The 13,589-nt window shown below is 62.2% G+C and carries 9 protein-coding genes; all 9 read right to left on the bottom strand.

Annotation, left to right across the window (positions count from 1 at the left end; genetic code table 11):
• Positions 1 to 77: 77 nt before the first annotated feature.
• On the bottom strand, positions 78 to 2,492 hold the full coding sequence (locus GJV37_RS11040) for a winged helix-turn-helix domain-containing protein (protein WP_193452464.1): 2,415 nt from the start codon (positions 2,490 to 2,492) through the stop codon (positions 78 to 80).
• 238 nt (positions 2,493 to 2,730) lie between these two features.
• A complete protein-coding gene (locus tag GJV37_RS11035; RefSeq protein ID WP_193452463.1) occupies positions 2,731 to 4,095 on the bottom strand; it encodes a DUF1329 domain-containing protein in 1,365 nt (454 codons plus the stop codon).
• Between the two features lie 22 nt (positions 4,096 to 4,117).
• Positions 4,118 to 6,016, bottom strand: a complete 1,899-nt coding sequence (locus GJV37_RS11030) for a DUF1302 domain-containing protein (protein ID WP_037009484.1) — start codon at positions 6,014 to 6,016, stop codon at positions 4,118 to 4,120.
• A gap of 320 nt (positions 6,017 to 6,336) precedes the next feature.
• The gene (locus GJV37_RS11025; RefSeq protein WP_246228294.1) at positions 6,337 to 6,771 is read right to left on the bottom strand and encodes a PaaI family thioesterase; all 435 of its coding nucleotides are present in this window, start codon (positions 6,769 to 6,771) and stop codon (positions 6,337 to 6,339) included.
• Positions 6,771 to 8,327, bottom strand: coding sequence for a long-chain-fatty-acid--CoA ligase (locus GJV37_RS11020; RefSeq protein WP_193452462.1), 1,557 nt, complete (start codon positions 8,325 to 8,327; stop codon positions 6,771 to 6,773). Before GJV37_RS11020 ends, GJV37_RS11025 begins: the two co-directional genes overlap by 1 nt.
• Positions 8,328 to 8,375: 48 nt before the next feature.
• The gene (locus tag GJV37_RS11015; protein ID WP_193452461.1) at positions 8,376 to 10,100 is read right to left on the bottom strand and encodes a long-chain fatty acid--CoA ligase; all 1,725 of its coding nucleotides are present in this window, start codon (positions 10,098 to 10,100) and stop codon (positions 8,376 to 8,378) included.
• A gap of 129 nt (positions 10,101 to 10,229) precedes the next feature.
• Positions 10,230 to 11,462: an acyl-CoA dehydrogenase family protein gene (locus tag GJV37_RS11010; protein ID WP_193452460.1), complete on the bottom strand. Its 1,233-nt coding sequence runs from the start codon at positions 11,460 to 11,462 to the stop codon at positions 10,230 to 10,232.
• A 10-nt stretch (positions 11,463 to 11,472) separates the two neighbouring features.
• Complete coding sequence (locus GJV37_RS11005) at positions 11,473 to 12,390, bottom strand: SDR family NAD(P)-dependent oxidoreductase (RefSeq protein ID WP_024762814.1); 918 nt, start codon at positions 12,388 to 12,390, stop codon at positions 11,473 to 11,475.
• A 35-nt stretch (positions 12,391 to 12,425) separates the two neighbouring features.
• Positions 12,426 to 13,580: an acyl-CoA dehydrogenase family protein gene (locus GJV37_RS11000; protein WP_170858654.1), complete on the bottom strand. Its 1,155-nt coding sequence runs from the start codon at positions 13,578 to 13,580 to the stop codon at positions 12,426 to 12,428.
• Positions 13,581 to 13,589: the final 9 nt, after the last annotated feature.

The following is a 13,589-nucleotide window of genomic DNA, read 5'->3' as shown; positions in this document are numbered from 1 at the left end:
GGGAGTGCCTGCAATGGTTGAGGTTTGCTCTGTAGGAAGACGCCACCCGGATCAGGTGGCATTTCCCGCCCCGCGAATCAGGCAAGGAGACCTCGCGCCTTGGCGCAGGCGATCGCTTCGGTTCGCCGATTGGCGCCGAGCTTCGCGTTAATGTTCTTGGCGTGGTACTTGACGGTGTTCACCGAAAGGAACAAGGCATCGGCGATCCCCTGGTTCGATAACCCCTTGGCCAGCAGCTCGAGCACCGCGGCCTCTCTGGAAGTCAGTCCTTCCTGATAGCTGGAGCCAGCAGCGACCTCCTCCGCATCGTGTTCATCGTGCCGACGCAGGAAGTCCATTACCTCCGAGCGCAAGTGGCGCAGACCGAAGATCGCGCAATGCTCCACAAGCATCAGCAGGCGCGCCCGAGCCTGTTCACGGCGCCCCAGGTTGAACTCCGCCTGAGCGATGAACCACTGCACTTCGTGCGGCAAGGCCGGCGGAAGCACTACCGACAGAGTTCCTCCAACGGGATGATCGAGCGCCAGGCGACGAGCTGCATCGAGCACTGCGCTCCAGTCCGCCGCATGCGCCAGCAACTTCAACTGCTGCAACTCCAGTAGCGGTTGGTAGCAACCCTTGTCGACCTGCGCGCACTGCATGGCACGCTCGCCCCGCTGCAGTTGGGCCTGAGCCAACGCCTGACTGCCGCGCCGGCCGGCTATCTCGGCAAGTCCGAGATGGCCGGACAGGACAAAGGGAGCCGAGCAGTCGCGCAGATGCGGTTGCGCGGCCTGCAGGACCGCCTCACTGGCATCCGCCTTCCCCTGTTGCATGAGAAGGTCGGCCCGCAGCAGCATCAGCCGCCCCAGCACCGGGTCCCACGCCAAACCGTTGGCAGCACGCCTGCCGAGACAATCCTCCAGCAGCAGGTCAGCCAGTTCGCCGCGACCATCGAGCGTCAGCGCATACAGCCGCTCGTTCTGCAGCAGCGCCTCGCTGTCCTGGCAGCCTTGCCGACGGGCCTGCTCCAAGGCAGTGCACCAGAGGGTCTGTGCTTCGTCGGCGCGCCCGGTGGAGAGCAGTATCCGCCCAAGGACGAAATAGCAAAGCAATTGCGATATCCAATCCCTGGGACTCTCATCGAAATGGGCAAGCGCCTCGCAACAGTCCCGCTCAGCTTCCGGCAGTTCTCCGCGAAAGGCCTTGATTGCACCGTTCAGGGCTTGCCAGTGTGCGAGCAGCAAGCGGTTACCCGAATCATCGCCCGCAGGCAGGAAGCGCGACAGGCCCTGCAGACTGCACTGCGCCTCGCCAACCCGGCCGCTGAGCAGCAACGCGAGGGTGCTGAGATAGACTAATCGTGGCGTACCCTCCATGAGCTGTGAAGGCAATTGTCGGCGCCATTCCAGCACCTGTTTCAAATGCCGGTCGGCCAATTGCCAGCTAGGTTTCAGGCGCTCGATATAGGTGGCTGCCACCTCCGGCTGATGAGCACGCAGTGCCTGGTCGATGGCATCGTGTAGGTGACCGGCCAGACTCAGCAGACGACAGGCATGCAGGCGCAAACGCGCCAGCTCTGCCGGCTCCACCGAGTCCTGCAGCAGCCCGGCAACCAGCGGCTGCACACGGTACCAGGCAGGCTCGCCGTCCAGCGGCTGGAGAAAGGCTTGCTGCTGTAACAGCCCGTGCAGCATCTGCGCACCTGTGCCACCTTCCCACAACTGGGCGCAGAGCTCGGCGGAAAATCGCGGAAGATTGCACATCCCTCGGAATAGCCGGCGCTCGTCATCCGTCATGCGAGCGAGCACCTCGCGTTCCAGGTAGTCGCGCAGCAGTACCTTCCCCTGCACGCCGCCGGCGAGTAGCAGGCAGGCGCCACCCCACCAGCCGCCGGCCTGGTCCCAGATATCATCCAGCCATCCGGCCCTGGGGTTCTCTCCAAAGTGCAGGCAGACCCGCTCAAGATCGCCGCGCGACATCTCCAACTGCGCGCGCCCCAACTCCAGGAGCTCGCCGCGCAGCAGCAGCGAGGGCAAGTCCCAGGCTGGCCGCTGGCGGCAACTGAGCACCAGACGCACACGGCTTTGCGGCAGCACGAGGAGTTGTTCGAACCAGTTGTTCAACTCAATGGATAGCTCACCTGGCAGATCGTCCAGCACCAAGCGCAGCCGCCGACCGGGCACGCCGAACTGGCGCAACAGCGCTGTCGGAGCGGCCTGGGCCGGAACCCCGATGGCCGTCGCAATCCTTGCACAGAAATCTATCAGCGTAGGCACCTGCCCACGGCAGTTGAGCCAGAGCAACTCTTCGCCCGGCAAAGGAGCACCGAAACTCTCGGCGAGCAGCACGCTCTTGCCATATCCGGCCGGCGCGCACAGCAATATCAGACGTTGCCGACTGTCCCGCAGACCAGCCACCAGCAGCGGGCGTACCACATGGTGCGTCGGTAACCGAGGAGCAATGGCGATGGGCGTATGCGCCCAGTTCGAACTGACACCCAGACCTTGCATGATGAGCCTCGATCCACGGTACTTCGGGGACAGCGGTCGGTGCAGACGCACGGGAGTTCGCTGAGTCTGGAACGATGCTGCAAAAGGCCGAGGAGAAAGGAACCACCCAAGTCAGGTGGCATCAAGGGGATATTGATCTATGGAAAGGGGCTGAGGTAAACAAGGCCGGGGCAGGAGCAATTTGCCCCGGCAAAAAGGGCGGCGATGGACCACCACACACCGCCCTGGAGAGGCTATATCAGCGGATGCCGGCGTTGCGCAGAGCCGCAGGAGTGAAGTCGTTCATGTTGAACTTCTGGTCGAACTGGGTAGCCTTCTTCGACTCGTTGGTCATACCCAGCGCGATGTAACGCCCCGCGATCAGGTCGTACAGTGCCTGTACCGCATAGGTACTGGCGCCGTGCTGATAGTCGCTGACCTGGTAGCCCTCACCGACGCGCCAGAATTGGCCGCGGCCATCGTAATGATCGACCTCAACCAGCGCCCAGGTATCCTCATCGAAATACATATGACGCTTGGCATAGATATGCCGCTGGCCTGGCTTCAGAGTGCCCTCCACTTCCCACACGCGGTGCAGTTCGTAACGCGCAAGGTCCTGGTTGATGTGCCCTGGCTTGAGCATGTCGGCGTACTTCAGTGACGGCGACCATAACTTGTAGTTGTTGTAGGGAATGTACATTTCCTTCTTGCCAATCAGCTTCCAGTCGTAGCGATCGGGCGAGCCGTTGTACATATCCGAGTTGTCGGCGACGCGCAGACCGTCGGCGGCAGTGCCCGGGCCGTCGTAGGCTACCTGCGGCGCACGGCGCACGCGGCGCTGCCCAGCGTTGTAGGACCAGGCCTGGCGTGGATCCTTGAGCTGGTCCAGGGTTTCGTAGGCCAGCAGTACGTTACCGGCCAAACGCGATGGAGCGGTTACCTCCTGCTTGAAGAAGAACAGGTAGTTGTTCATGTCCAGCTTGGCGTCTGAAACGTACTGTGGGAACGCGGCATCCTGGCGCATTTCGACGATGGTGAAGTCGCCATTCACCTGCGGTGTGGCTTGAGCGATGTCCTGGGTGTAGTTGGTACCGCGATAGCGTGTTTCATGGTTCCACACAACTTCCACGCCACTCTTGGGAATCGGGAAAGCGTAGTAATGGCTGGTGAAGTTGCTCAGACCATTGCCGTCATTAATCAGCTGAGTGGTGGTGGCGCTCTTTTTCGCCGCCTCGTAGGCCACATCCGGCGCCGAAGCACTGCGGCGGGTTGGGTACACCGGAATCTTGTAGGTATCCGGATACCGCTTGAACATCGCCTGCTGGCCGGCGCTGAGTTTGTCCTTGTACTGATCGACGTTGGCACTGGTTATCACGAACAAAGGCTTGTCACTGGCATACGGGTTGCCCAGGAAACCATTGGCATCCACTGGCGCCGCACCCGGCTTCAAGCCACCGTTCCAGGCAGGGATGCTGCCATCGGCATTACCCGCTTTCTCGCCGCCCAGCGGCGTCAGGGAAGCGCCCAGCTTGGCAGCTTCATCCGCGGAAACCGCAGCCATGACACTGCCAGCCAGCAGCGACAGGGCAAGAGTTCCGGTTTGTAGAATCAGTTTGGTTTTCATGCTGCTTCTTTCCTGTCGACGATCAGAAGTTCACACCGACACTGAGCGACACATAGTCGCGGTCGGTATTGGTGTTGTAGCTGCCACCGAAGAAGTCCGTGTAACTGAGGCTTGCGGTGTAGGTGTTGCGGTACTCGGCATCCAGACCGATGCTGACCGCCTTGTTGCCTTCCTCGAAGTTCGGCCCCCAGCCCTGTACGTCATGGGACCAGGCCAGGTTCGGCGAGAGGTTCACACCGGCGAAGACGTCGGCGTAGTCCAGCTTGGCGCGGGCGCGGTAGCCCCAGGAGGAGCTGGTGTAGAAGCCGTCGGCATTGCACTTCTGCGCCGGGTTGCTGGCGTTGGGCAAGCCTATGTTGGTGCCCTGGCAACTCTTCAGCCCATAAGGTGAAGCATAAATACCCGGCCCCCATCCTGGGCTGCGGCCAAAGCGCAAGTCATCGCCATGGGCACTCCCCAGTCCATTGATGCGGTTGTAGCCCACCTCCCCCACCAAGGTCAGGCGTTCAGCGCCCATGACCTGATCAAAGAAGCTGGTGGCGGTCATCTGCGCTTGCAATACCGGCATGCGTACATAACCGTTGATAGGATCCCCACCCGCGACACCCGTGCTGTAACCGGAAACCACCAACGGCGAGGCAGGATTGCCGATAGTCGCGTTCTGCAGATCGGGAGTGTTGATCTGCAGGGGCATGTTCGGACGGTAGCTGAGTTCGCCACCCAGCGAGGTACCACCGACGTTGGTCTGGAAGCTCACGCCATAGAGCCGGATGTCTTCCGGATAGTCGATGAAGTAGCGAGAGTTACGAACCGCATTGACCTGGGCCAGGGTCTGCATCGTTGCTGGAGCGGTGGCCGGAGCCAGTGCGGAGGTCGAGCGCAAGGTACTCAGGTACGGGCTGCGACTGTGATAGTTCATTGTGTAGAAACCCAACTCGGTATCATTGAGCTCCGGCAGGAACCAACGTAATGCCAAGCCGAATTGCCCACTGTCACGGGCATCATTGTCCTTTACGCGGGGAATGTAGGCATTGCTCTGCCCCCTCTGCAGCGCCGTCAAGCCGGCAAGGGCAGTCGCCGGAGTGAGAATGCCGCCTGCATTAGCACGCGGATCACCAGGCGCAAAGTCAGGTCCGGATGTAACCAGACGATCGTAACAACCCGCCGGGATGCCATCGTTACCAAAGAAGGTACCGCAGTTATCGACGATGGATTTACGCCATTCGAGCTGGTAGAAGCCCTCGGCGGTCAGGTTGTCCGCCAAACCCTGGGACACGTAGAACATGTTGACCGGGATCAGGCCTTCCTTCACCTCGGCGCCTGGACGACGAATCGCCGCCACGTCGATCGGGTTGGCGACGTTGATGCCGTTCTGGATGAAGGTGCTCTCACCCCAGCTCACCACCTGCCGGCCAAAGCGTACGTTGCCCGGCAGGTCGCCCAGGTTGTAGTTGTGATAGACGAAGGCATCGAGGAACATCGCGCCGGAGGATTTGGCGGCCTGTTCACGACCATGGTCGTCGATGTCGTAGAAATGCTGGTGGCCGTCCTTGAGCTCGAAGTCGTACCAGTACTTGCCGCGCAGGAAGGCGCCGCTGTCACCGTACTTCAGCTCAAGATCGTGAATACCCTTGAACAGCGTCGAGAAGTTCTCGCCTGCCTTGAAGTTCAAGCGGTTGTCGTCGACCGTGCGCGACGACGCCTTGCCGCCGACCACTCCCTGGCTATTGCCATTGGAAATAAATTTCTTGCTCGGGTTCTTGGTCGCCCAACTGCCCCCCAAAGTCAGCGAGGAGTCGAACTTGCCCTCGATTTCCCCGATATTGAAATCCACTGCGCCTGCCTGTCCGCAGACGCCGACAGCGACAGCTGCCGCCAGTAGATGCGGCTGAAAGACACCGCGCTTTTTTGTTGTTTTCATTCGACGCTCCGATGGCGTGATGCGTGTGTTGGTACCTTGATGCTAGCGAGGCTGCATCGAGGACTTATCACCCGATCGGGTAATTCTTTCAGACGTTTTCAGATCGACTTTACTCTGCCCTCCAAGGCATTACGTCTGTAGCGTTACCAAGGGTTACATCGATTCGATACGCTGCTGAGCGGCTGTAGAGGAAGGCGTCTAGCCTGGGCAACACAGGAAATTTCAGGCGAGACTCCCAGAGGAATTTACCTTCCATAAAATGACAACGCCCGCATTGGATATCCGATGCGGGCGTTGTCATTTTCGGGAAGGAATCAGTCCTACGTGCCGCTCTTGCCCTTCCAGACGGTGAAGATGCCGGTGGCACGCAGTACCGTCCGCTCGTCCACCTTCAGCAGACAATCGGCATTGGCGAAGCTGCTGCCGAATTTCAGTACCTGCACGTGCGCCTCCAGCCAATCGCCTTCGCGTACCGCCCCCAGATAATCCAGGTGCAGGCTGACCGTGATCGGCGGTACCTCCAGGCCGAACTGACGTTTGAACACCACACCGAACGCAGTGTCCGCCAGTGTCGCGAGAAAGCCGCCGTGAACGATTCGCACCGAGTTGAGCAGATGCCCTTCCACTCTCACGCCGACAATGGGCAGTTCGTCATGGAAGTGGAAACCACCACAGTAGCGCACGAAGCCCGGAGGCGTCGGCAGCACCGAAAAGCCGGCTGGAACCGCCGAGTTCATCGCTTGGCTGACACTCATCAGTTGACCGCCCGGCTCTTGCCTGCCCAGAAGGGCTCACGCAGGTCGCGCTTGAGGATTTTCCCCGCACCGGTCATCGGCAAAGTCTCGCGGAACTCCAGCGATTTCGGGCACTTGTAGCCAGCGATGTACTCCCGGCAGTAGGCCCGCAGTTCGTCTTCGGTCACCTTGGCGCCCGGCTTGCGCACCACTATGGCGTGCACGGCTTCGCCCCATTGCGCGTGAGGAATGCCGATCACGGCGCACATCAGCACCTCAGGGTGGCGAGCGACGATGTTCTCGACTTCGGCCGAGTACACGTTCTCGCCACCGCTGACAATCATGTCCTTCAGGCGGTCTACGATGAACAGATAGCCCTGTTCATCCATGTAGGCGCCGTCGCCGGTATACAGCCAGCCGTTGCGCAGTGTCTTGGCAGTCTCTTCCGGCTTGTTCCAGTAGCCCTGCATGATGTTCGGGCCACGCACGATGATTTCACCTACGGTGCCGCGCGGCACTTCCACCCCCTGCTCATCGACGATCATCACGTTGACCCCCAGTCCGGCGCGGCCCACGGAACGGATCAGCCCTGTCTTGCGGGCCTCCAGGCCATGGTTCTCCGGCGGGTTGGTGGAGACGATCGGGCACGCCTCGGTCAGACCATAGGAGTGCGATAACTCCAGTTGCGGTAGCTTGGCCATGACCTGTTCGATCATCTCGCCGGCGGTGGGCGATGCGCCATAGCTCAGCCGCTTGAACTGGCTCAAGTCGCGCACCTGGAAGTCCGGGTGGTTGAGCAGGGCCAGGATCATGGTCGGGACCAGAATGCTGTCGGTGATCACTTCGCGTTCCATCAACGCCAGGATCTCGCCAGCCTCGAAGGTGGACGTCACCACATGGGTGCTTCCGGCGATGAAACAGCAGATTGACCGGGCCAGACCGGCAACATGGAACAATGGCATCACATGCAGATTGCGCTCATCGGCGCTCATATGGATTTCCGCCATGCGCTGGATGCAGCCGGACCACAGATTGAGATGAGTCTGCATCACCCCCTTGGGGAAGCCGGTGGTGCCGCCGGTGTACATGATGCAGGCAAGGTCTTCGCCGCCGCGACCGGCATTGGCCACCGGCTCGGCAGCTGCCAGCAGTATCTCGTAGTCGAGCATGCCTTCGGGTGCGCTTTTCTCGCCGGCGTAAATGAATATCGGCGCATTGCGCACCTGGGCGCGGATACCCTCGACCATCGGCAGGAAATAGTCGTCCACCAGCAGGAAACGGGTATTGCAGTCGTCCAGGGAGTACACCACTTCCGGTACTGCCCAGCGGATATTGATCGGATTGAGCACACCGCCGCCCCACCAGGTGCCTTGTATGTATTCCAGGTAACGATCAGAGTTCAACGCGAGCATGCTGACCCGGTCGTCGGCAACCATGCCCAGTTGTTGCAAGGCACCGGCCAGGCGCGCCACGCGTTCGCCGAATTCGCGGAAGGTGCGGCGGCGAGCGCCGAAGACAGTGACGATCTTGTCAGGCGTTTGTTGCAGCGAGCGCTGCAGTCCTTGAGTGAGGTACATGCTGAAACTCCTTGGAATTGTTGTTATCTGGAATCGACGGCGGCGACGTCAGGACGCGCGCGCCATCTCCTGCTCCTGCAGTTCGCGCCAGGCGATCTTGCCGGTAGCGTTCTTCGGCAGGCTTTCGACTATTTCCGCCAGGCGCGGAGCCTTGTAGGTGGCCATGTGTTCGCGGCACCAGGCGAGTAGTTGTTCGCTGTCCAACATTGCGCCTGGCTTGAGGGTGACTACCGCCTTGACGGTTTCGCCCCGGTGCGGATCAGGCGCGGCGATCACACAGGCTTCCGAGATGGCCGGGTGAGCATGCAGCATGGCTTCGATCTCGGCCGGCCAGACCTTGAAGCCAGAGGCGTTGATCATGCGTTTGAGGCGGTCACGCATGAACAGATAACCGTCCTCATCCATGCTCGCCAGGTCGCCGGTACGCAGGAAACGCTTGCCGTCGATGGCAATGAAGGTCTCGGCATTGGCCTTGGGGTTGTTCCAGTAGCCAAGCATCACTTGCGCGGCGTGGGCGACGATTTCGCCGACCTCACCTGGTGCCACCGGTTCCAGGGTTTCCGGGTCGAGCAGGCGCAGGTCGACGCCGTAGGTCGGAATGCCCAGGCAACCACGCTTGGGCTTGAACAGCGGGTTGGTGCAGAGGAACGAGGCAGTCTCGGTCAGGCCGTAGCCCTCGATGTAGTCCAGCCCGTAACGCTGCTTCAACAGGTCGTTGATGTGCTGCGGCGTTGCCGCGCCGCCACCGGTGATGATGTTCAGGCTGGACAGGTCGCGCTGCTCGATGCCCGGCTGGGCGAAGAAGTCCACCAGCATGGTCGGTAGCGCCGCCCAGAAGGTCACGCCATGGCGCTCGATCAGTTCCGCCGCGGTTTCGCGCTCCCAACGCGACATCAGCACGATGGTGGCACCGTTGAAGATTGCCGCGTTGACGTTGGTCTGCAAGCCGAGCAGGTGGAACAGCGGCGCCACCGCGAGGAACACCGACGAGGCATTGGTCGGCCGCCACAGGCTGCCGCCGACAAAGGAGGTGCTCACCGTGCGGTGCGTATGCACGCACGCCTTGGGCTTGCCGGTGGTGCCAGAGGTGTAGGGCAGCATGCATAGGTCGTCCGCGCCGGACAGGTGCGGCGCAGGCAAGCAGCGTTGCGCCAGGGCATCGTTCCAGCGCACGCAGCCAGCCGGCAACGGCGCCGTGGACGAGCGGGCCCGCAGCCAGTCGGGGATCGTCAGGCCGGCATCGTCATCGCCCAACACATCACCATAGGCATGCACGACGATCTGCCGCAGCGAGGTAGTGCCGAGCAGCGGCAATACCTGATCGAGCAACTCCTCGCCGACAAAGGCCACCACGGCGCCGCTGTCGTTGACGATGTGCTGCATTTCCTCAAGCAACAGCATGGCGTTGGCCGGCACCAGCACCGCGTCGGCACGCAGCACGGCGAAGTAGGCGGCGATGAACTGCGGGCAGTTCTGGCTGAACACCACCACTCGGTCACCGCGCTGCACACCGCAGACCTGTTGCAGGTAGCCGGCCATGCGATCCACGTCGTCCAGCAGGTCGGCGTAGCGGTACGCCGCCCCGTAGAACTGGATGGCGGTCTTGTCCGGGTAACGCCGGGCGGCGATCTCCAGGTTGCTGAAGATGCTCGCCTGCGGCACATGGACCTGGCGGGTCGGTACCTTCGCCGCGTGACGCGGGTCGACGCTCAATGGGCTGCTCGGTCGCTCGATCACGCCGGGCGGCGTCGGGTGGGGATGTGTATAGGCCATGAAGCCTCTCCTCAATCGCAGGCTATAACCCGCTTGTTGGAATAATCGTTAGAGCCTGTCTGCAATCCGTGCCAACGCCCAACGCAGGGCGGATACGCTTTATCCATCCGCCGCCCCTTGGCGTGTTGCTCAAAACTGCGTGTCGCCATCCAGCAGCCGTTTGGCAATAGTGCGCCGCTGGATTTCCGAGGTGCCGTCGGGAATACGCATGGTGCGAGCGAAGCGGAAACCTTCCTCCAGGCGCAACTCGTTGGTCAGCCCCATGCCGCCGTGGATCTGCATGCAGCGGTCCATCACGCGGCACAATGCCTCGGTGGAGGACGCCTTGACGATGGAAACTTCCTTGGTCGCAGGCATGTCCTGATCAATCAGCCAGGCGCAATGGCTGACCATGCTCTTCACCGCATAGATGTCCATGGCGCACTCGGCCAGCATGGCCTGCACCATCTGGTGCTCGGCGATCGGCTTGCCGAAGGTCTTGCGGACCTTGGCGTAGTCCAGCGCCTGGTCCAGTGCCCAGCGCGCCAGTCCCAGACAGGACGCCGCCATGCTCAGGCGGCCGGCATTCACGCCGTCCAGCGCCACGCTCAGCCCCTTGTCCTGAGGGCCGATGAGATGACTGTGCGGCACCCGTACATTGTCCAGGCTGACAATGCCGATATCTGCGCCCAGGTGCCCCATGGTAGGGATGACACTCGGCACGGAAAAACCGGGTGTATCGGTTGGCAGGAAGAAACCGCTGATGCCGCCCTTCCCTGCCTTGGCCTTCTCTTCGTCGGTGACGGCGAAAATCATCGCGTAGTCGGCATAAGGCGCGTTGGTAATCCACTGCTTGGTGCCGTTGATCACCCAATGGTCGCCATCGCGTACCGCACGGGTGCGCATGGCCATGACGTCGGAGCCGGCATCCGGCTCGCTCAGGCCGAAGCACATTGTCTTCTCGCCACTGGCGATGCCTGGCAGATAATCCGCCAGCACCTTCGGGTCCATATGCTTGAGCACCGGCGTCAAACCATTGGTGAAGGGCGATGGCAGGATCACCGTCTGGATCAGGTGTCGCGACGGGCCGACGTGGGCATTGAGACGCTCCTGGATGTAGACCGAGACCTGGGCGCCGAGCCCACCGCCACCCAGCGACTCATCGCCCAGCGCCGTGTAGAAGCCGGCCTCGGCGGACAACTGACGGACGCGGGCGCGTAGCGCCATCAGCTCCGGCGCGTAGCGGCCTTCTTCGGTGTACAACTTGCGTTCGTTGTGCAGCAGCGCGGCATGCTGCTTCTCCAGCGGCTCGACTTCCTGCTGGATGAAGCGGATCAGGGCATCGCCAACCGCGACCCACTCATCGGGAATCGTGAAATCCATGGTGCGCTCCTCAGACCGGGTCCCAGCCAAACACGTTGCTCGACACTTCCAGCGGCAGGAAGGATGGCGTAAAAGCCGGCAGCAGATGCTCGGCCAACGACTCCGGCGTCCAGCCTTCGGCACGGTGCAGCGAGCGAATCGGCCGCGGCTGGCTCATCAGGAAGACTTCGTTCTTGCGCACGGTGAAGATCTGCCCGTTGACGCTGGCCGCTGCATCGCTGGCCAGGAAGGTGGCCATGGCGGCGATCGGCGCCGGCGTCATCGACTTGATCTTTTCCACCCGTGCGGCCTGGGCCGGATCAGCAGCGGGAATCGAGCCGACCATGCGGCTCCAGGCAAAGGGCGAGATGCAGTTCGAGCGCACGCCGTAGCGCGCGCCGTCCAGGGCGATGGACTTGGACAGACCGACGATCCCCAGCTTGGCCGCCGCGTAGTTGGCCTGGCCGACATTGCCAACCAGACCCGAAGTGGAGGTCATGTGCACGAAGGCGCCGGACTTCTGCTCACGGAAATGGGTGATGGCCGCGCGGCTCATGTAGAAGCTGCCGTACAGGTGCACCTTGATCACCGCATCGAACTCTTCCGGACTCATCTGATGGAAGATGCGGTCACGCAGGATACCGGCGTTGTTCACCACCGCGTCGACTCGGCCGAAACTGTCCAGCGCCTGCTGAACGATACGCTGCGCGCTGTCCCATTCCGACACGCTGTCGCGGCTCAATACCGCCTCGCCACCCGCCGAGTGGATCGCGTCCACCACCTCGCGGCCGGGGTCTTCATCATCGGCAGCCCCGGTCACGCTGACACCAACGTCGTTGACCACCACGCGCGCGCCCTGCGCGGCCATCTGCAGCGCCATCTCGCGGCCGATACCCCGGCCGGAACCGGTGACGATGACGACCTTGCCTTCCATCATCTGCGAACTCATCGATTGCTCCCTCGTATTCTTGTTCTGTGCGGCTCTCAGCGGAATGCGCTGAGGCCAGTGATCTCGCGGCCCTGGATCAGCGCCAGGATGCCGTTCATGCCGTCGGGCACCTGGAACATCCGGGCATCACGCCACATGCGCTCGATGCCCAGTTCCTCAGTGATGCCCATGCCGCCGTGCAGTTGCATCGCCAAGCCCAGCGCGCGCTCGCAGGCCTGGGTGGCGTAGCGCTTGGCCATGGCCGAGGTGCCGTTGGCGCGCTGGCCGCGGTCCATGGCGTCCAGCGCCTGGTAGCAGAGCAGGCGCGAGGTGACGATCAGGGTTTCCATATCGGCCAGGTCCTGCTGCACCAGTTGGTGCGCGGCCAGCGGCTTGCCGAACTGTTCGCGCACGCGGGTGTACTCGACGCACATCTCGAAAGCCTTCTGCGCCAGGTGCACGCACATCAGGCCGATCAGCGGACGGTTGCCGTTCCAGCCGACGGTGAGCGTCTTGGCCGCGTCCCCGGCTTCGCCGATCAGGTGACTGCGGGGGATGCGGGTTTCCTCGAAGACCACCTCGCTCAGATGGCCCTGCTGCAGGCCGGTAACGCCAATTTCGCGGACCTCGACCTGCGACTGGCTGCGGTCGACCAACGCGCGTTGGGCGATGGGCCGGCCGCGCTCGTCGTTGCCCAGGGTGCAGGAGACGTTGAGCACGTCGCACACCGAGGCGTTGGTGATCCAGATCTTGCGCCCGGTGATGTAGGCGTGTTCGCCCTCGACACGGATACGGGTCTTCACCGCATTGGAGTCGGAGCCGGCGTTCACTTCGGAGTTGGCGGTGCAGGCGATCTTGCGCCCGGCGATCAGGTCTGGCAGGTACTGCGCGGCAATCGCCTCCGGACAGCCGGAGTAGATGCGCGCCACGGTGCCTTCATGGGAGATCAGCGACAACGCGACGATGGCCGGCAGTTGTTCGAGGATCAGCCCGTAGTCGAGCATCTTCAGCCCACCGCCGCCGACTTCTACCGGCAGGCGCGGCGCGGTGATGCCCAACTCGGCCAGCGCGGCATAGATTTCCAGCATGGCCGCCTTGGGTAGCGGCTTATCCACGGGGTGACGAGAGAGCACCGGATCGATACGGTCGCGCACCATGCGCTTGGCCGCATCGATCATCATTTCCTGGGATTCGTTAGGCGCGAAATTCATCGTGGGAAC

Origin of the sequence: Pseudomonas nitroreducens, from assembly GCF_010994165.1 — a bacterium.
Taxonomy (GTDB): Bacteria; Pseudomonadota; Gammaproteobacteria; order Pseudomonadales; family Pseudomonadaceae; genus Pseudomonas; species Pseudomonas nitroreducens.
This window is presented reverse-complemented; position numbering and strand designations above follow the sequence as displayed.